Genomic DNA, 19,584 nt, shown 5'->3' with positions numbered 1-19,584 from the left:
GGGGCGGGTTCCGACCAAAGCTCCAGAAGCGTAAATCGGGTTCTTCCGCTTTCTGCGGTCGCGCATTTGTCGAGTCGGCCACGCACCACTTCCGTCACCTCCTCCGGCCCTTCGAGCCGCCTCCTCCCTCGATCGGGAGGGTGCCGAGCGAAGCGAGGCGGGTGGGTGGCAAGATCGCAATCCCTCACCGTGGCGCGCCGGCTTCGTTCCGCTGGCCCTTCTCCGCGGCGTGTCGGTTTTCTAGAATTGCCTAGCCAAAGCAAAGATTTGCCTCGTTTGCTGCGTGGCGTGGCCCTAGTCTGGGCGCGATCGAAACGGAGAGAGACATGCCGGATATCGAGTTGACCCGCCGTTCGCTGCTGGCCAGCACCACCGTGCTGCTCGCGTCTACCGCCATGCCCCGCCTTCTGTACGCGCAGGAGGCGAAGGCAGGCGGGCGGCTCGTGGTCGCGGCGGATTCGGAGCCCAAGAACCTCAATCCGGCGATCGTCGCCTCAAACGGCGTCTTCTTCATTTCGAGCAAGGTGATCGAGCCGCTGGCGGAAGCCTCGTTCGACGGCGCGGACGGGCTGGAGCCGCGCCTGGCGACGAGTTGGGAAGGCTCGGACGATGGCCTCTCGGTCACGTTCAAGCTGCGGGAAGGCGTCAGCTGGCACGACGGCAAACCCTTCACTTCGGCCGACGTCGCCTTCTCGGCGCTCAACATCTGGAAGCCGCTGCAGAACCTCGGCCGGGTTGTCTTCAAGGATCTCGAGGCGGTCGACACGCCGGATGACCACACGGCGGTGTTCAGGTTCTCGAAGCCGACACCCTTCCAGCTCATCCGCAACGCGCTCCCGCCGCTGACCAGCGTCGTGCCGAAACACGTCTATGAAGGCACCGACGTCGCCGCCAATCCGGCCAACGCCGCCCCCATCGGCACCGGCCCCTACCGCTTCGCCGAGCACAAGGCGGGCGAATACTACCGGCTGGAAAAGAACCCCTCCTACTGGGACAAGGACAAGCCTTATCTGGACGAGATCGTCTACCGCGTCCTGCCCGACCGGGCAGCCGCTGCCGGCGCGCTGGAAGCCGAGGAGATCGACCTCGCCGCGTTCTCCGCCGTTCCGCTGGCCGACCTCGCCCGCATCGCCAAGGTGCCGGGCATAGAGGTCGTCTCGAAAGGCTACGAGGCGCTGACCTACCAGCTCGTGGTCGAGATCAACCACCGCCGCAAGGAGCTCGCCGACCTCAAGGTCCGCCAGGCCATTGCGCACGCCATCGACAAGAAGTTCGTGGTGGACACCATTTTCCTGGGCTACGCCGCTGCCTCTACCGGACCAGTGCCGCGCAACGACAAGCAGTTCTACACGAGTGACGTTCCGACCTACGACTTCGACGTCGCCAAGGCGAATGCCCTGCTCGACGAAGCGGGCTATCCGAAAGGCGCGGACGGCAAGCGTTTCGCCCTGAAACTGCTCCCGGCGCCCTATTTCAACGAAACCAAGCAGTTCGGCGACTATCTTCGCCAGGCGCTGGCGGCAGTCGGCATCGACGCGCAGCTCGTCAACAACGACTCCGCCGCGCACCAGAAGGCGGTCTACACCGACCATGCCTTCGACCTTGCGATCGCCCCGCCTGTGTTCCGTGGGGACCCGGCGATCTCGACGACCATTCTCGTACAAAGCGGCATCCCCGACGGCGTGCCCTTCTCGAACCAGGGCGGCTACAAGAACGACGCGCTCGACGCCATCATCGCCACGGCCGCCGAGACGATCGACGCGGACAAGCGCATCGCCCTCTACCGCGAGTTCCAGACAAAGGTCGTCGAGGATTTGCCGCTGATCAACGTCGCCGAATGGGGCTTCATCACGGTCGCCCGCACCAAGGTCAAGAACGTCTCCGACAATCCCCGCTGGGCCGTCAGCAACTGGGCGGATACGTGGGTGGAATAGCGCCGGCAATTCCCTCCCCCTTGAGGGGAGGGTCCGGCAGCAGGCCGCGGGTGGGGTACCTCCGGCAGCGCGCGGCGCTGGTTTGGCGGCGCCTTCTGAGGCTACCCCCTCTGACCGCTTCGCGGCCATCTCTCCCTCAAGGGGGGAGAAAAGCGGCCGTCGTATGACCCGAGCGCTCCGCCTCGTCCGCCGACGACTCCTCTCCGCCATTCCGGTCCTCGCCATCGTCGTCATCGGCGCGTTCCTGCTACTGGAGCTGGCCCCGGGCGACGCCGTCGACGCCTACATCGTGTCGACCGGCGGCGGCGATGCGCAGATGATCGCCGAGCTGCGAAACGCCTGGGGCCTCGACCAGTCGGCCGGCGCGCGGCTCGGCGCCTATCTCGCAGCGCTGGCGCGCGGCGACCTCGGCTGGTCCGTCAGCTTCTCGCGGCCGATTCTCGACGTCATCCTCGAGCGCCTGCCGAACACGCTGCTCCTGATGGCCAGCGCGACAGCTCTCTCCTTTGCCCTCGGCTCCCTGCTTGGCATCGTCGCCGGCGCGCGTCCGGGCTCCTTTCGCGACCGCTTCCTGTCGATCGGCTCATTGGCGCTCTACGCGATACCAGGCTTCTGGCTCGGCCTCGTCCTCGTCATCGTCTTCTCCATCAGCCTGCGCTGGCTGCCGCTGGCCGGCATCGAAACCATTGCGTCCGGCAAGCACGGACTTGCCCGCGCGCTCGACATCGCCGCCCACCTGGTTCTGCCGGTGTCGTCGCTCGGCATTATCTACCTGGCGCTCTACCTGCGCATGATGCGCGCCGGCATGGCCGAGGTCTGGCGCTTGGATTTTGTTCGCGCGGCGGAGGCGCGGGGCATCCCTCGGCGGCGGATCGTGATCCGCCACGTCGCCCGCAACGCGCTCATGCCGCTGGTCACCATGCTCGGCCTGCAGTCGGCCTCGATGCTGGGCGGCAGCGTGGTCATCGAGAGCGTCTTCGCCATTCCCGGCCTCGGGCGGCTGGCCTCCGAGGCAGTCGCCTCACGCGACACCCCGCTCCTGCTCGGCATCGTGCTGGTGAGCGCGGTGCTCGTCATTCTCATCAACCTCGCGGTCGACATAGCCTATGCGCTGCTCGACCCGCGGGTCGGCGCCACGGAGCCGTCATGAGGCGGATCGTCGGTCGCTTCATCCGCACGCCTGAGGGGCTGGCCGGGGCGTTCATCCTGCTGGCGATCGCCCTGCTCGCCATTCTGGCGCCCCTCCTCTTTCCCGGCGATCCGTTGGCCATCGTCGCCCGTCCGATGCTGCGGCCCTTCGAGGATCCCGCCGCACTGCTGGGGACCGACCGCCTCGGACGCGACCTGCTCGCGGAACTCGTCCACGGCGCCCGCACCTCGCTCCTCGTCGGCCTCGCCGCCGCCATCGCCTCCATCGCGGTCGGCGCGACCGTCGGCACCATTGCCGGCTTTGCCGGTGGCGTCGTGGACGAGGCGCTGATGCGGGTGACCGAGGCCTTCCAGACCGTGCCGGGCTTCCTGCTGGCGCTGGCCTTCGTCAGCGTCGTCGGGCCGTCGCTCGCCGTCGTCGTCGCCGCCATCGCGGCATCCGCCTGGACGCAGCCTGCTCGCATCGCCCGCGCCGAGGTGCTGTCGATCCGGGAACGCGACTACGTCGCCGCGGCCCGCGTCGCTGGCATGCATCCAGCCGAGATCGCGTTCCGCGAGATCCTGCCCAACGCCTTGCCTCCGGTGCTGGCGTTGGCCTCCGTCATCGTCGCCAACGCCATCCTCATAGAGGCCGCCCTCTCCTTCCTCGGCCTGGGAGACCCCAACAGCGTCACCTGGGGCGGAATGATCGCCGAGGGTCGCGCCGTCCTGCGGGCCGCCCCCTACCTCTCGGTCTTCCCGGGAATTGCGCTCGTGGTGACGGTGCTCGGCGTCCATCTCGCAGGCGAAGGCGTGGTCGAGGCGCTCGCGGCGCGCCGGAGGCAGGGATGAAGGCGCTTCTCGCGATCCGCGGCCTCGGCGTCCGCTACGCCGCAGCGGAAACGCCGGCGCTAACGGGCCTCGATCTCGACGTAGCTGCCGGCGAACGCCTGGCGATCATCGGCGAGAGCGGTTCCGGCAAGAGCACGCTCGCCCGGGCGCTCGCCGGCATCCTTCCCACAACAGCCACTGTGACGGGTTCCATCGCCTGGCCGGGTCTGCCATCCGCGCCCGTGCCAGGGCGTGACATCGGGCTGGTGTTCCAGGACCCCGCATCGAGCCTCGATCCGGTGATGCGTATCGGCGACCAGGTGGCCGAGGTCGTCCACGCCCACCTCGGCCTGACATGGCGCGCCGCCCATGCCCGAGCGGTGGAACTGCTGGGCAGGATGGAGCTTCCCGACCCGGCTTCGCTGGCCCGCGCCTATCCCCACCAGCTGTCCGGTGGCCAGAAGCAGCGCGTGACGATCGCTGCGGCCATTGCGGCGAATCCCAGGCTGCTGGTCGCAGACGAAGCGACGAGCGCGCTCGACACCATCGTGCAGGCCGGCATCGTGGACCTTCTCGACGGGCTGGTGCGCACCGAAGGCATGACGCTGCTCTTCATCAGCCACGACATTGCGCTCGCCTCCCAGCTGGTCGACCGCATCGGCGTCTTCCGGGATGCCCGGCTCATCGAACTCGGCCCGACCGAGCAGGTCCTGCGCCACCCCCGCCAAGACTACACGCGCTCGCTCATCGACGCGCATGTGGGGACTGGCGCATGAGCGCGGCGCTGCTCAAGGTCGAGGGCCTGACCAAGCGGTTCCGCCGCACCGGCGTGACGATCACCGCCCTCGACGACGTCAGCCTCTCGCTGCGGCCCGGCGAGACGCTGGCTCTGGTCGGCGCCTCCGGCAGCGGCAAGTCGACGCTCGCCCGCGCAATCCTGCGCCTGCTCGAACCGGATGCGGGCACAGTCTCCTTCGACGGGACCGACTTGCTCGCCCTGCGCGGTGCGGCGCTCCGCGCCATGCGGGCACAGCTGCAGATGGTGTTCCAGGATCCGCACGCCGCCTTCAATCCGCGCGCCACTGTCGCCCGCGCGATCGACGACCTGCTGCGCATCCATCGGATCACCCCGCGCGCCGAGCGCCCGCGCAGGATCGCCGCCCTGCTCGAGCGTGTCGGCCTGTCGCCGGCGCTTGCGGAACGTAACATTCACGACATCTCGGGCGGCCAGCGCCAGCGCGTCGCCATCGCGCGGGCTATTGCTTCGGAACCAAAGCTCATCGTGCTGGACGAAGCCGTCTCCGCGCTCGACGTATCGGTGCGGGCAAAGGTCCTCGGCCTGCTGGCAGAACTGCAGCGGGAACGGGACATGGCCTATCTGTTCGTCACGCACGACTTCGCCGTCGTCCGGCAGATCGCGCACCGCGTGGCGGTGATGGAGCATGGCCGCATCGTCGAGACCGCGCCGGCAGCGGATCTGGTTGCTTCGCCGCAGTCCGAAGCGGCAAGAGCCCTTGTCGCGGCCGTCCCGCGGCTCAGATATCAACCTGACCAACCTATGGAGAATGGATGAGCGGGGAACATCCAGATCGGGCGGAATCGCTTGCGCAGGAACTCGACGCGGCGTTTCGCAATCGCGCCGACCTCTACCGGCTCCTCTACGACGAGCTGGAGACAGTGTACGGTTCTGATGAGGCCGAGGCGATCATCACGCGGGCGGTGGAAAAGCGCGGCCAAGAGGTCGCCTCCACTGCCTTCCGGCAATACGGGCCGAAGGATGCCCGCGCCATCGGCGAAGCCTTCCTGGCGGCGAGCCCAGACGGCGGGCGCATGTACCCCACGCGTGTTGAGCGCCGGGACGACGGCATCAGCTTTTATGTGAAGCGTTGTCCGTTGAAGGACGCCTGGGTTGCGGCGGGCCTCGACGGCGAACGCCTCGCCACGATGTGCCGCATCGCCGGCGCCTTCGACCGCGGGCTGTTCGAGGCTGCCGGGGTGCGATTCAAGAACGTCACCTGGACCGACGGCCACGGCAGCGGCTGCTGCCACATCCACCTGAGGGACGCGTAGGCTTTATCGCCGCCACAACGCGATCGGAGCCGGCAGCGTCCGCGTCAAGCGGCCTCGCTCGGCGTCGTCAGTCGGGCCAGCTTGCGTACCTCATCGTCGTCGAGCAGCCCGCCGGCGCGAAGCAGCCCGGCGAAGCGGCCATTGTTGGCGGCGAGTTCCTGGAAACCGCCGACTTCCACGATGCGTCCGCCGTCGAGGAAGATCACAAGGTCTGCGTCCCTCACCGTCGTCAGCCTGTGCGCGATCACGAAGGTCGTGCGGCCCTCGCGCAGCCTGTCGATCGCTTCCTTGACGCGCCCCTCCGTTTCAACGTCGAGTGCGCTCGTTGCCTCGTCGAGCACGAGGATCGGCGCGTCCTTGAGGATGGCGCGCGCGATGGCGATGCGTTGCCGCTCGCCGCCGGAAAGCTGGCCGCCGCGCTCGCCCACCATGGTGTCGTAGCCTTCGCTCTTCGCCAGGATGAAGTCCTGTGCGGCGGCCGCACAGGCGGCCTGGTGGATGTCGTCATAGCTGGCCCCCGCGCGGCCGATGCGGATGTTCTCCTCGATCGAACGGTTGAACAGCCCGGCGTCCTGGAACACGGTCGCAATCGAATGGCGCAGCGACTTGCGGGTGCAGGTGCGCGTGTCGACGCCGTCCACGAGAATGCGCCCGGCCGACGGATCGTAGACGCGCTGCAGCAGGTTGATCAGGGTGGTCTTGCCGGCGCCTGTCGGACCAACGATGGCCACCGTCTGTCCGGCGGCCACCTCAAAGGTGATGTTCTCGACGCCCTGCCCCGAATTGCGGAAGGAGAAGCTGACGTCCTCGAAGCGCACATGTCCCGTCACGTTGTGCAGCTCGCGCTGGCCTTCCGGCTCGGCCCGTTCAGCAACCGCATCCTCCAGCGCATAGAAGTCCTCGAGCTTGGCGCGGGCCTCGAAGATCTGGTTGACGAATGCGCTCACCTGGTCGAGGCGGCTGATCATCAGCGTGGCGAAACCCGTGAAGGCGATGATGTCGCCGATGCGCAGCTTGCCGAGCGTCACCAGATAGGCGCCGATCAAAAGCACGATCATCATCGAGATGGTCGAGGCAAGCCGATGCATCGCGCTCGCCAGCGCCCACCAGTCGAGCACCGGAAACTGGGCGTCCAGCAAGTCTGCAGCATATTTCTTGAGTGCGAGCGTCTCCTGGCCGACGCGGTTGTAGCTCTGCAGGACGGAGACGTTGCTGACGCTGTCCGTCACGTGGGCGAACACGCGGTGATAGTGCTGCTCGACGCGCGCCTGGCCTTCCTTCGTCTTGCGCATGACCCCACGCCCGATGGCGATGTAGGCCGCCGCCAGCGCGAACAGCACCAACGACATGCGCAGGTCCAGCGACAGCGCCGTTGGGATCAGCAGCAGCAGGGCGACGGCTGTTGAGAGGTGCTGCCGCATGAACTCGAGCCAAAGGCCGAACAGGGTTTCGACGGCGCGCAGAAGCGTGTGGAGCGTATGGGACGTGCCGCGATCGTGATGCCAGGCAAGCGGCATGGTGATCACGCGCTCGAACGAATCGGCCAGCACCTGCGTGCGACGGAAGTGCGCCAGCCGGTCGGCGCCGCGCGCCACCAGGATGTATGCGACGATGTTAAACGCGCCCAGCCCGGCCCACACCAACAGGCTGGAGAAAACGTCCTCCTTGTCGGAGATGGCGTCGATGATCCGTCCAAACAGAATCGGCTCGGCGATCGTCACCATTGCGAGGACGATATTTGCCCCGCAAATCGTGAGCACTTTGCTCTTTTCGGCGGCGAGGTAACGAATTGCTCTAAAATAAACTTCCAGCAATGACACGCATATACCTCGTCGTCACCGATTGTGCAGTGCACCATAGAACGCTTACGGGCTGTTGCGTGGCAGCACAATGTGTCGACCCAAAGTCGGTTCCGGATTTCGTGACAAACTTTCGCTACAGCTTGTAAGGTCCCGTGATCGAGTAACGGGTTGAGTTTAAACGAAAAATGGCGGTCTTGCGGCGAAATTATGGCGACCGCATAGGGGTTTTGTGAACGTATGCGTGGGGGTTCTGGCTCGCCACGCGCACCAGCACCTCCACCTCTCCTTGCTCGACCAAAGGAATGCTCCTCGAGCGGCTTGGGCGTCCGTCAATCTCCAGCGCCGCGCGGTCCCCCGCGTTGCGTTCGACATGGATGATGTAGGTCGCGCCACCCAGCTTGAGACGCGCGGAAAAACCATTCCACGCGGTCGGCAGCGCCGGCTCGACGAACAGCCTGCCGCCCTGCTTTCGGATGCCCAGTATCGCCTCGACTGCGGCGCGGTACAGCCAGCCGGCCGATCCCGTGTACCAGGTCCAGCCGCCGCGCCCGCCCTTGTCGCCCGAGTAGACGTCTGCAGCGACAACATAGGGCTCCACCCGATAGTGGTCGGCCGCCTCGCGGTCCAGCGCATGGTTGATGGGGTTCAACATCTGGAAGACGCGTAGCGCGGCATCTGCGCGTCCGGCCTTGGCCAGCGCGACGACGAGCCATGTGGCGGCGTGTGTGTACTGCCCCCCGTTCTCGCGCACGCCGGGCGGATAGCTCTTGATGTATCCCGGTTCCTTCTCGGTCTTTTCGAAGGGCGGCGTGAACAGCTTCGCAATGCCAAGCTCGGCATCGACCAGAAGGTTCTCGACGGCGTCGAGCGCCTTGGCGGAGCGCTTGGCGTCGCCATGCCCCGAGATCACACTCCAGGACTGTGCGATCTGGTCGATCCGGCACTCGTCCGAATCCTTCGACCCCAGGGGCGTGCCGTCGTCAAATGTGCCGCGGATGTACCACTCTCCGTCCCAGGCTTTTGATTCCAGGGACTTCTTGAGCGCTTCGACGTGCTCCTCGTAGCGGTCCGCCCGCTTGGCGTCGCCGCGCTCCCGCACGAGCGGCGCAAAGTCGGTGAGCGTCCTTGCGAGGAACCAGCCGAGCCATGTGCTCTGACCTTTGCCGCCCTCGCCGACCCGGTTCATGCCGTCGTTCCAGTCGCCGCCGAGGATCAGCGGGAGGCCGTCCCCGCCGGTACGCTGGATGGCAAGGTCCAATGCCCGCACGACGTGCTCGTAGAGCGACACGGTCTCCTTGGATACTTCAGGCGTGTAGAAGGCGTCGTGCTGCCCGTCCGCCAACTTCTCGCCTTCGATGAAGGGCAGCGTCTCCTCGAGGATCGTCGCGTCGCCCGTCACGGCGATGTAATGGGCAGTTGCGTAACCCAGCCATACGACGTCGTCGGAGATCATGGTGCGCACGCCAGCGCCGGTGCGCGGCAACCACCAGTGTTGCACGTCGCCCTCCGGAAACTGGCGGCCCGCAGCATTGAGTATCTGCGCCCGCGCCAGCGTCGGATCGTGCAGCAGGAAGGCAAGCGTGTCCTGCAACTGATCACGGAAGCCGAATGCGCCGCTCGCCTGGTAGAAGGCCGAGCGTGCGCGGATACGGCAGGCAAGGCTCTGATAGGGCAGCCAGGCGTTGACCATCGCGTTGAGCGAAGGATCGGGCGTGTCGACCTGCAGCGTGCCGAGGAGGTCGTCCCACTGCTCCTCGTTCTCCTTGAGGCGCTCATCAAAGTCCCGCGCGCGGTGCTGTGTCACCAGCGCGACCGCCTCCTCCGCGGAAGACGCGTCGCCCAGCATCCAGATCATCTCCGCGCTTTCGCCCGGAGCGATCTCCACGTCGCGCGCGAGCGCTGCGCAAGGATCGAAGCCCGCCTCGACCGACCCGGACAAATCCACGCCGGAGATGACCGCCTCGGGAGCCTGCACGGAACCGTGCGGGCCGATGAACTCGTGACGGTTGGAGGTGAAGGTCTGGGGCGGCTGGTCGCATGCCAGGAATGCCGTCCGGTCCGCGAAGTCGAGGTTGTAGGCATTGCGCGCCAGCAGGGCGCCCGTCGTTTCGTCGTGCGTCGACAGGATGAACGGCGCCGATCTCCCGCGATTGTTGCCCATCACCCATTCGGCGTACGCGTAGACCCGCAATCTTGCGGCCTGCGTGCGTCCATTGGTGATCCTCAGCCGTGTCAGTTTGACCGGATCCTTCGGATCGACAAGCTGCGTGGCCACCACGTCGAGCCCGTCGCGGCTGACGCTGAACGTGCTGAAGCCCTGACCGTGCCGCGTTTCGTAGACGAGCGAGGGATCGCGCAAGACGGTCGAGAACGGCGAGAACGCCTCGTTGGTCCTGTTGTCGCGGATGTAGAGCGCTTCGCCAGTCCGGTTGATCACCGGATCGTTCGACCATGGTGTCAATTGGAAGTCGCGGCTGTTCCTGCTCCAGCTGAATGAAGCGCCGCCGGCGGAACTATGGAAGCCGAAACTCTCGTTCGCGATCACGTTGATCCAGGGATGCGGGGTGACACGATCTCCCCGCAGCCTGATCACGTAGTCGCGGCCGTTGCGGTCGAATCCGCCGATCCCGTTCCAGAACGCGAGGTCGTCGCCCGGGACATCCGCCGATGGAACTGCTGACGGCAAGGTCTGCTGGATCCGGGGCGCGAACGGTGTTTCCGGCGGAAGCTTGCCCCGCGCCTCGATTTCGGCTGCCTCGGCGCGCTCGATCTGATCGAAGATGGTGCCGTTGCGCGTGTGCAGCACGATACGGGCAGCTGCGATCAGCGTGCGATAGGCGCTTTCGTCCATCAGGTCTCGCCGCACCGCAAAGATGTGCTGCCGCGGCCCGTGCTCCTTGCCGCGCAGGCGGCTGTTCTCGCAGAGCGATTCGATTGCCTGCTGCAGATCCTGGACGTAGGAGGACGCCTGCTCGTTGACGATGACGAGGTCGACGAGGAGTCCCCTTGCGCGCATGTATTCCTGCATCCGCAGCGCGGACGCGACGATCTCCAGATCGGCCACGTCGCCGATACGCAGCGCGAAGATGGGGTAGTCCCCCGAGATCGCCATCGGCCACAACGCCGATTGCTTGCCAAGGCCCGAGGCGATCGCTTCTGCCGACAGGCGCGTCCAGGGCTCCGGATAGATGAGGTAGCGCGCCAGCTTCTGCACGTTGGCGGCGTCGGCGAGGCTGAGCCCCACATGGCGCGTCTGCACCTGCGAGCGCGTCCATGCAAGGGTCGCCTGGCGCTGAAAGCTCTCCGGATGGTCGAGGCGCTCGATGGACGCCTCAACCTCGGCGCGGTCCGCCGCGACCACCGTCCAGAACGTCACCGACACCTTCTTGCCCGAAGGCACGCGCATGCGGCAGCGCAACGCCGCGATGGGGTCGAGCGTAAAGCCTTCGCTGCCGCCGAGCCTGGCATCAGCATCGAAAGCGGCAGGATCGAGGATCGATCGCCCGCGCCCGATGAAGGCGCGGCGGTCCGTCTCGGCCTCGGTCTCGCGCGAGAATCCGGTGCTGGCCGTCACGAAGTGCGCGAAGGCGAGCGTCGCCTCGCCGGGCTGGCGCTGGCGCCGCTCCGCGAAAATGGCATTGCGGCCCGGGTCGATCTCCGTCTCCACGAACATCTTCGAGAACGCCGGATGCGCGTTGTCGCTCGCTTCCGGCGCGATAACGATCTCGCTGTAGGAGGTGATATCGATGTAGCGATCCGCGATGCCGCTGTTGACGAGGGTCACGCGGCGGCCTTCGCCATTCGCCTCCGCCGTAACGATGACATCGACTTCGGATCGGAGATCGCCGACGGTCTTCACGAAGGTCGCCTTGTCGTCGCAGAACACGGTTTGCGACGTTTCGCCTGGCGCACGCTTCGGCTCGGCCGTCGCCGACCACCACTCGCCGGTCGTTGCGTCGGTCAGGAAGACATAGCTGCCGTAGCGATCTTCCGTCGGATCGGGTTGCCAGCGGGTCACGGCGAAATCGTCGTATCGGCTGTAGCCCGAGCCTGCCGCCGTCACCATCACCGAATAGTGACCGTTGGAGAGCACGTTGGTCGCGCGCAGCGCGTGGTGCGGATTGAGCACGATGCGGTTGTCGTAGTTTTCGTCGATCGCATGCAGATTTGAACGCTCGGCTGCCTCGGTGCGCACGGTCGTGGCCGGGACATCGCGCGGCGCCTTCTCCTGCAACAGCAGTTCCGCAGCTTCGATGACCGGATCGCCGTGGAACCGCTCCCGCATGCGTCCTTCGAAGACCACGTTCGCGATCGCGACGACGGACATGCCCTGGTGGTGCGCCATGTAATTGTGGACGACGGCGCCCTTCTGGCCTTCCGGAACGCGCTGCGGCGTGAAATCCACGGCGTCGTAGTAACCGTACAGGCCGAGCGCGCCGCCCTGCTTGAGACGCTCGAGGTTGGCGACGGCCGCCGCCGGCGCATACTGCGCGGCAAGCACCGTCGCATAGGGGGCGATGACCGTGTTCTGGCCGAGGCCCCGCTTCAGCCCGAGACCGGGCACGCCGAAATTCGTGTACTGATAGTTCATCTCACGGTCGCGGGCGTTGTAGGCCGCTTCCGAGATGCCCCATGGCACATTCTTCGACCTGCCATACTGCATCTGCTTGCGCACGATCAGATGGTTTGTCTGATTGAGAATGCCGCCGTGCGGCTCCTTCATGACGAGCGGCGGCATGAGGTACTCGAACATCGACCCGGACCACGACATGAGCGCGCCGCTGAATCCGATCTCGACAATCGGCCGTCCGAGGCGGAACCAGTGTTCCGTCGCGATGTCGCCCTTGGCGATGGCGAACAGGCTGGTGAGCCGCGCTTCCGATGCCAGCAGGTCGTAGCACGCTTCGTCGAGCTGTCTCTCGTGCACCCGGTAGCCAATCGACAGCAGGTTGCGTTCGCGCCTGAGAAGGAAGGAAAAATCCATCTCGAAGGCGAACTTGCGGGCGCGGTCGCGCACCTTGACGAGGCGCGAGCGCAGCAATTCCACTCCGCCTTCATCGGTGTGGGAATCGCTGACATGGGCATCGCACGTCGCTTCCAGCTTTCCTGCCCATAACAGCAGAAGCTCGGACGCCGATGAGTTCGTCTCGCCGTGGATGGCGGAAGCCAGCTTGCGGATGTCGGCCGACAGGATCGCGAGGTTGAGGGTCCGGATCGCAGCCGTTTCCGGCTCGCTCTTGATGGTGTTGACGGCGCGCCGCATGCCGCTGATGCGCTCGGAGAGCCGCTGTCGCAGGGGCCGCAGTTGGCGTCGGTCGTCCGGAAGCGCGGCAAGCGTCTCGTCGAGGATCTCGACGACATCCAGGATGCCGTCGAAGTCGCCCTGGAGATGCGCCGCCGGGGCGATCGCCCATTCGTTGCAGGCAGACGCCAGCGCCACGAGATGTCCCGCCAGGTTGCCGCTGTCGACGCTCGATACGTAGAGCGGGTGCAGCGGCCGCAGCGTGGTCGTCTCGTACCAGTTGTAGAGATGGCCGCGATACCGCTCCATCTTCTCGATCGTGGTCAGCGTCGCCTCCAGCCGTTCTACCGCGTGCGCGAGGCTGACCCAGCCGAAGTCGCGCGCCGAGACCACCGACAGCATATAGACGCCGATGTTGGTCGGCGACGTCCGGTGCGCCACCAGCGGCGCCGGGGTCTCCTGGAAATTGTCGGGCGGCAGGTGGTTGTCTTCGGGCGTCACGAAGGTCTCGAAGTAGAGCCAGGTACGGCGCGCCACCGACCTCAGCCTAGCGCGATCGCCCTCGGCGACGGCCAACCTGTCTTCAGTCTCCGCAGAACGGCTGACGAGCCATGCGAAAAGCGGCGAACCTGCCCAGAACACGGCAAAGATCAGCGCCACGAACGCACCCGAAGAGTATGCGGCGGTCGGGATGGCGAGCCCAAGCAACGCGACGAGCACCCCGCCCGCCATCATGTGCCAATAGCCGCGCACCGTGTTCACACCCGATTTCTCGGTTTGCGACGCGGTGCGCCATTCGAGCAGGTTCTTGTGGCTGATGAACAGACGATAGAGCGTGCGCACGATGGCGTCAGCCATCATCCAGGCCGAATGGGCCATCAGCACGACGCGCATCGCGACCATCGCCGAGCCGAACGCCACGTCGCGGCCAAGCGAGATGAGGTGACCGCGCAGCGTGACGTCGGGATTGTCCGGCCAGATGGCGTCGATGATGTCGTAGGTCGGCGCCATGAAAAGGCTGACGATGAGCAGCGCCTGCCATTGGATCGCGATCGTGAAGGGCAGCAGCGACCAGCCCGCGATCGACGCGAGCACCCAGAAGATCGGCGTCAGCGAGCGCCGCAGGTTGTCCACCATCTTCCAGCGCGAGAGGCCAGGCACGCCGGAATCCGGACCGAAGATGAAGGGCAGCAGCTGCCAGTCGCCGCGAGCCCAGCGATGGTGCCGGGATGCATCGACGGCGTAGCGCGTCGGGTAGTCCTCGACGACCTCCACGTCGGTGGTGAGCGCGGCCCGGGCCAGCGCCCCTTCGAGCAGGTCGTGGCTCAGCACGGCATTCTCGGGGATGCGGTCCTTGAGCGCCGCCTCCATGGCGTCGACATGGTAGAGGCCCTTGCCCGTGAACGTGCCCTCGCCGAATACGTCCTGATAGAGGTCCGACACGGCAAAGACGTAGGGGTCCATGCCGCGGTTGGCCGAGAAGATGCGCTGGAAGAACGACGCCTCGTCGCCGGTGGTGAGCGAGGGCGTCACCCGCGGCTGCAGGATGCCGTAGCCGGCGGTCACGCGCCGCTGCTGCTCGTCGATCACCGGACGATTGAGCGGATGCTGCATCTTGCCGACCAGCCTGGCGACGGCCCCGCGCGTCATGCGCGTGTCGGAATCGAGCGTCATCACGTAGACGATGCCCTCGGGAATCGGGGTGGTGGGCGGCAGGTAGGTGGTGTCGCTGTCGCCACGCAGCAGCAGGTTCAACTCGTGAAGCTTGCCGCGCTTGCGTTCCCAGCCCATCCAGCAGCCTTCCGACTCGTTATAGAGGCGGCGACGATGCAGCAGATGGAAGCGCGCTGCCCCCTCCAGCGGATACTTGCTGTTGAGTACATGAACGCTGTGCCTAGCGTACTCGAGCAGTTCGAGATCCGCCTTGTCCTGTTCGACATCGCTGTCGGGCCAGTCGGAAAGCAGTGCGAAGCGGAGGTCGCCACTCATGTTGGCGAGGTAGTGCACCTCGAGATTGCGCACGCTTTCCTCGACGTCATCGCGCGAGGATATCAATGACGGGACAACGACGAGCGTGCGGGCGTGCTCCGGCACGCCTTTCGGATACTCGTAGCCGATCAGGCGGGTCGGCTTCACGAAGAGCAGCACGATGGTCGTGAAGAACGCCAGCGCGCCTTCGCTCGCGGGTACCGAGAAGAGCAGGATCAGGAGGACCGTCGCCGCAGCAGGGATATCCGCAGACGCCAGCGCGAAGGCGGCGGCGGCCAGCAGCAAGGTGGTCATGCCGACGACCGGGATCACGATGCCGGGCCAACCCGCCGCCTGGAAGCTGCGCAACAAGCGTTGCCCGAAGGATGGCGCGTAGCCGACCGCCTCCTCCAGTTCGGCGCGGCGCTCGCCGACGAGGAAAAAGCCTACATCGACCAGATCGGTAATGGGCGGTGCAAGGCGGGCGGCTTCCGCGGCAGCCTCCTCGGACCAGCCGGCCAGTCGCGTCGCCCGCTCGGCTACCTCGTATTCGGTCAATTCCGAACGTCGCGCGATGCTTTCGATCGCCCGCCGATACTGATCGCGGGAAGCGAAATCCAGCTCGGACAGATTGGTGCGCTCGCGCAGCAGCGCGTCGACGCGGCTGATGCTCTCGAACCAGACCGTCCAGTTGACGTCGTTGATGTGGCGCAGGCCGCGGATGATGTTGCCGGTGGTGACGTTGCCGCTCGACAGCGTCTGATGCTCGGCGATGATGATTTCCTCTGCGTCCGAGCCCGAGCGCTCAAGTTCGGCTTCCAGCCAGCCCAGGGCGTCGCCCGCATTCTTCGACCCGTCCCGCAGCCGATAGAGCAGTTGCGTGGCGAACGTGGTGTCGCGCGCATGGGCGGCAAACTCCGCCAGCGCACTCTGGGACTCCTCGCCCGACAACGACAGCACACGGTCGGCCAGACCATTGGCGGTGCGCCGCATCTCACGGGCCCGTCCCACCCGCATGGCAAGGCGGCGCAAGTTCTCGATCAGGACAAAGCGGAGCAGCGAGGGCAGCGCCCACAGCTCCCCGATCTTGAGCGGCGCGTGCTTCTGATATCCGTCGACGATCGCCGCAAACCCCTCAGCTGAAATCGTGCTGTCGGTATGCGCCACATAGAGCCACGCGATCGCCAGCGCCCGAGGCACGTGGCCACCGCCCGGCAGCGGGATCGTCGGCAACTGGCGGTAGAATCGCTGCGGGATGTCGCGCTTGATCTGATGGATGGTCTCCTCGACCATATAGTGGTTGTCGAGCAGCCACTGCGCCGCTGGTGTGATCGACTCTCCGCGCGCCTGCGCCTCGTTCGTCGAGCGGTACACCCGCAGGATGCAATCGGCGTTCTCCTTGGTCCTCTTGCGAAAATCGAACGCCTCCAGGCCGAGCAGATAACCAACCTCCCCCCGACCGAGCGCCTCACCGAGCCGACGGAGATTTTCCTCGTTGAGAACGGTCGAGCGGATGGGAATTTCGGCTTGCGGGGGAAGAGGCTTCGCCGTCGACTCGAACGCCAACGGCTCGGATTGGATATTCATCAAACTTCCTACTGGCGGATGGGGCGGCAGGCGGCGACCCCTTAACCGCCGTTATCCAAATTGGTTGCGGCAATACGTGGGCGAAAGCATGAGAATCGTGGCGGAATTCTGTTTGCCGTCCCCGTACGACGGAACCCAACGGGCGGCAGGGGCGTTGGGTTCCGTCGTTTCTCGGCGTACGCCGCAAAACTCTCACCCAAACCGACCTTCAGGACCCCAAATGCATAAGAAAATCCGTAAGGCCGTCATTCCCGCAGCCGGCTTCGGCACCCGCATGCTTCCGGCCACGAAGAGCGTTCCGAAGGAGCTTCTCACGGTCGTCGATCGCCCCCTCATCGACTACATCGTCGAAGAGGCGTTCGCCGCGGGGATCGAACACGTCGTCGTGGTCCACGGACGCATGAAGGGAGCCATCGAGGACCATTTCGATCATGCCTTCGAGCTGGACAGTTCGCTGCGCAAGGCAGGCAAGCATCCGCTGGCCGACAGGATTTCGGGCGCGACGCCGCAAACGGGGGCGATTTCCTTCGTGCGCCAGCAGGAGGCCCGAGGACTGGGGCACGCGATCTGGACGGCGCGTCACGTCGTCGGCGACGAACCCTTCGCCGTCCTGCTGCCGGACATGCTGATGGTGGCGCAGACGCCCTGCCTGTCGTCCATGGTGGATCTCTACGAAGAGACGGGCAGCAACGTCGTGGCTGTGGAGCGCTGCGATCCCCAGGAAGCGCACAAGTTCGGCATCGTATCGCTGCAACCGGGCAGCGACGGATCGCGGATCACAGGCCTCGTCGAGAAGCCGGCCCCTGGCGAGGCGCCGTCCAACTTCTTCATCTCCGGCCGATACATTCTTCATCCGGAGGTCTTCGCCATCCTCGAAGACCAGGCGCCGGGCGCCGGCGGAGAGATCCAGCTCACCGATGCACTTCGGACCCTTCTCCAGACGCAGGTGATCCGGCCTTACGAGTTCGCCGGGCGTACCTTCGACTGCGGATCGCCGACCGGCTATGTGAGCGCAAACCTCCATCTGGCCATGGCGCGGCCGGACCTGGCGAGCGCGCTTGCCGCAGAGATCGAGGGTCTCCTCACGCGTGAGAATGCGAAGGCGGCCTGACGGCCAGACGCGCAAACTCCGTTCTCGCCAGCCTTCCGTAGGGGAATGTGTTTTCTTGCGCAGACCCTACGTTAGTTTGAAATAGCTGTTCGGCGTTCCGTGTTGAAAATGGAGCGCTAGCTGCTAGTGTCGCGCTCATCTCGGCCATGAGGGAACGGCCGAAGCAGTAGGAACCTGGTTCTTGCTGAAGCGCCCGAGCCGCGCCTGCCCTGTGCTGGACGGCGTTTCGGGCCCAACAGGGAGAGAGTTGAAATGCTGAAAAATCTGTTTCGCGCGACCGTGTTCGCCGCGAGCATCATGACTGTCGGCGGGGTCTACATGGCCGCCCCCGCCTATGCGGAGATGGTCTTCAACCGAGGCAACTCGGCCGACCCCGAGTCGCTTGATCCGCACAAGACGTCGACGGTCTACGAGGCGAACATCCTGCGCGACCTTTATGAAGGTCTTGTGATGCAGGACCAGAAGGCCGAGATGATCCCGGGCGCCGCCGAGAGCTGGACCGTCTCCGATGACGGTTTGGTCTACACGTTCAAGCTGCGCGCCGACGGCAAATGGTCGGATGGCTCGCCGGTCACGGCCGACGACTTCGTCTATTCCTTCCGCCGCCTGGAAGACCCGGCGACGGGCGCCGAATACGCCTCGATGCTCTATGTCGTGAAGAACGCCGAGGAAGTGAACACCGGCAAGATGAAGCCGGAGGAACTGGCGGTTCGCGCCGTCGATCCGACTACCTTTGAGGTGACGCTGAAGTCGCCGACCCCCTACTTCCTCGAGATGCTGACGCACCAGTCGACCTATCCGGTCAACAAGGCGGCAATCGAGAAGCTGGGCGACGACTGGATCAAGGCGGGCAACCTGGTTTCCAACGGCGCGTTCAAGCTCGCCGAGTTCATTCCGAACGACCACATCAAGCTGGTCAAGAACGACCAGTTCCACGGCGTCGCCGACGTCAAGCTCGACACCGTCAACTACTTCCCGACCGAGGATCGCTCGACCGCCATCAAGCGCTTCGAAGCAGGCGAGATCGACTACAACGACGACATCCCGACCGAGCAGATGGCTGACCTCAAGGCGAAATTCGGCGACCAGCTCAAGTTCGGCCCGTATCTCGGCGTCTACTACTACGCGATCAAGACGGACAAGGCGCCGTGGGACAACCCCGAGCTGCGCAACGCCATCTCCATGGCGATCGACCGCGACTTCCTGGCCGAGAAGGTCTGGCAGAACTCGATGATCCCGGGCTATTCCATGGTGCCTCCGGGCATCGAGGGCTACACTTCCGCGCTCGCGACTTTCGCCGACGAATCGCAGATCGATCGCGAGGACAAGGCCAAGGCCATCCTCGAGAAACTCGGCTACGGCCCGGACAAGCCGCTGAAGATGGAAATCCGCTACAACACGTCGGAGAACCACAAGAACACGGCGGTCGCGATCCAGGAGCAGCTGAAGCCGCTCGGGATCGAGGTGTCGTTGCTCAACACCGACACCAAGACCCACTACGGCCATCTCGAGCAGAAGGGCGACTTCGACGTCGCCCGCGCCGGCTGGATCGCGGACTACAAGGATCCCGAAAGCTTCCTCGGCATCTCGCGCAAGGCGAGCGGCAACAACTACGCGAACTACAACAGCCCGAAATACGAGGAATTGATGGACAAGGCCGCGGCGGCTGGCGGCAAGCCTGAAGAGCGGCTGAAGCTTCTGTCGGAAGCCGAGCGCGTGCTGATCGACGAGGTCGGCCAGATTCCGCTGCTCTACTACAGCTACAAGAACCTGGTTTCGCCGAAGCTGGCTGGCTACGAGCCGAACGTGATGGACGTCCATCCGAGCCGCTTCATCTCGAAGACGGAATAGCTTTCGCGCCGCCGCCCCGGTCCGCCGGGGCGGCGGCATCCCTCTCAAAGGCGGGGATGC

10 protein-coding genes are annotated in these 19,584 nt (G+C 65.5%); 8 read left to right on the top strand and 2 right to left on the bottom strand.

Features of this window, described 5'->3' with window-relative positions:
- Positions 1 to 326 precede the first annotated feature (326 nt).
- From PD284_RS12175 to PD284_RS12150, 6 genes are all read left to right on the top strand, one after another.
- A complete protein-coding gene (locus tag PD284_RS12175; RefSeq protein WP_274628457.1) occupies positions 327 to 1,934 on the top strand; it encodes an ABC transporter substrate-binding protein in 1,608 nt (535 codons plus the stop codon).
- 163 nt (positions 1,935 to 2,097) lie between these two features.
- Complete coding sequence (locus PD284_RS12170) at positions 2,098 to 3,084, top strand: ABC transporter permease (RefSeq protein WP_274628456.1); 987 nt, start codon at positions 2,098 to 2,100, stop codon at positions 3,082 to 3,084.
- A complete protein-coding gene (locus tag PD284_RS12165; protein WP_274628455.1) occupies positions 3,081 to 3,914 on the top strand; it encodes an ABC transporter permease in 834 nt (277 codons plus the stop codon). The genes PD284_RS12170 and PD284_RS12165 overlap by 4 nt, the downstream gene beginning before the upstream one ends.
- The gene (locus tag PD284_RS12160; protein WP_274628454.1) at positions 3,911 to 4,669 is read left to right on the top strand and encodes an ABC transporter ATP-binding protein; all 759 of its coding nucleotides are present in this window, start codon (positions 3,911 to 3,913) and stop codon (positions 4,667 to 4,669) included. The genes PD284_RS12165 and PD284_RS12160 overlap by 4 nt, the downstream gene beginning before the upstream one ends.
- Positions 4,666 to 5,466, top strand: a complete 801-nt coding sequence (locus PD284_RS12155; protein WP_274628453.1) for an ATP-binding cassette domain-containing protein — start codon at positions 4,666 to 4,668, stop codon at positions 5,464 to 5,466. The genes PD284_RS12160 and PD284_RS12155 overlap by 4 nt, the downstream gene beginning before the upstream one ends.
- A complete protein-coding gene (locus tag PD284_RS12150) occupies positions 5,463 to 5,963 on the top strand; it encodes an L-2-amino-thiazoline-4-carboxylic acid hydrolase (protein WP_274628452.1) in 501 nt (166 codons plus the stop codon). The genes PD284_RS12155 and PD284_RS12150 overlap by 4 nt, the downstream gene beginning before the upstream one ends.
- A 44-nt stretch (positions 5,964 to 6,007) precedes the next feature.
- Here the strand turns inward: PD284_RS12150 and PD284_RS12145 are convergent, their stop codons facing one another.
- Together PD284_RS12145 and PD284_RS12140 are read right to left on the bottom strand one after the other, a co-directional pair.
- Positions 6,008 to 7,783, bottom strand: a complete 1,776-nt coding sequence (locus PD284_RS12145) for a glucan ABC transporter ATP-binding protein/ permease (RefSeq protein WP_274628451.1) — start codon at positions 7,781 to 7,783, stop codon at positions 6,008 to 6,010.
- A gap of 187 nt (positions 7,784 to 7,970) precedes the next feature.
- Positions 7,971 to 16,562 (bottom strand): glycoside hydrolase family 94 protein, encoded by an 8,592-nt coding sequence (locus tag PD284_RS12140; protein ID WP_274628450.1) that lies wholly within the window; start codon positions 16,560 to 16,562, stop codon positions 7,971 to 7,973.
- A gap of 220 nt (positions 16,563 to 16,782) precedes the next feature.
- Between PD284_RS12140 and PD284_RS12135 the strand changes: the two genes are divergently transcribed.
- Both PD284_RS12135 and PD284_RS12130 read left to right on the top strand, forming a co-directional pair.
- A complete protein-coding gene (locus PD284_RS12135) occupies positions 16,783 to 17,673 on the top strand; it encodes a UTP--glucose-1-phosphate uridylyltransferase (protein WP_274628449.1) in 891 nt (296 codons plus the stop codon).
- A gap of 252 nt (positions 17,674 to 17,925) precedes the next feature.
- The gene (locus PD284_RS12130; RefSeq protein WP_274628448.1) at positions 17,926 to 19,524 is read left to right on the top strand and encodes a peptide ABC transporter substrate-binding protein; all 1,599 of its coding nucleotides are present in this window, start codon (positions 17,926 to 17,928) and stop codon (positions 19,522 to 19,524) included.
- The last annotated feature ends 60 nt before the right edge of the window (positions 19,525 to 19,584 follow it).

The sequence above is a fragment of the Mesorhizobium shangrilense genome, from assembly GCF_028826155.1.
Taxonomy (GTDB): domain Bacteria; phylum Pseudomonadota; class Alphaproteobacteria; order Rhizobiales; family Rhizobiaceae; genus Arvimicrobium; species Arvimicrobium flavum.
The sequence above is the reverse complement of the archived record's forward strand: the minus strand, read 5'-3'. Positions and strand labels throughout refer to the sequence as shown.

Excerpts from the sequence above, each read along its gene's own strand:
- PD284_RS12165 (WP_274628455.1), top strand. The coding sequence starts at position 3,081 with ATGAGGCGGATCGTCGGTCGCTTCATCCGCACGCCTGAGGGGCTGGCC.
- PD284_RS12175 (WP_274628457.1), top strand. The coding sequence starts at position 327 with ATGCCGGATATCGAGTTGACCCGCCGTTCGCTGCTGGCCAGCACCACC.
- PD284_RS12170 (WP_274628456.1), top strand. The coding sequence starts at position 2,098 with ATGACCCGAGCGCTCCGCCTCGTCCGCCGACGACTCCTCTCCGCCATT.
- PD284_RS12155 (WP_274628453.1), top strand. The coding sequence starts at position 4,666 with ATGAGCGCGGCGCTGCTCAAGGTCGAGGGCCTGACCAAGCGGTTCCGC.
- PD284_RS12135 (WP_274628449.1), top strand. The coding sequence starts at position 16,783 with ATGCATAAGAAAATCCGTAAGGCCGTCATTCCCGCAGCCGGCTTCGGC.
- PD284_RS12150 (WP_274628452.1), top strand. The coding sequence starts at position 5,463 with ATGAGCGGGGAACATCCAGATCGGGCGGAATCGCTTGCGCAGGAACTC.
- PD284_RS12130 (WP_274628448.1), top strand. The coding sequence starts at position 17,926 with ATGCTGAAAAATCTGTTTCGCGCGACCGTGTTCGCCGCGAGCATCATG.
- PD284_RS12160 (WP_274628454.1), top strand. The coding sequence starts at position 3,911 with ATGAAGGCGCTTCTCGCGATCCGCGGCCTCGGCGTCCGCTACGCCGCA.
- PD284_RS12140 (WP_274628450.1), bottom strand. The coding sequence starts at position 16,562 with ATGAATATCCAATCCGAGCCGTTGGCGTTCGAGTCGACGGCGAAGCCT.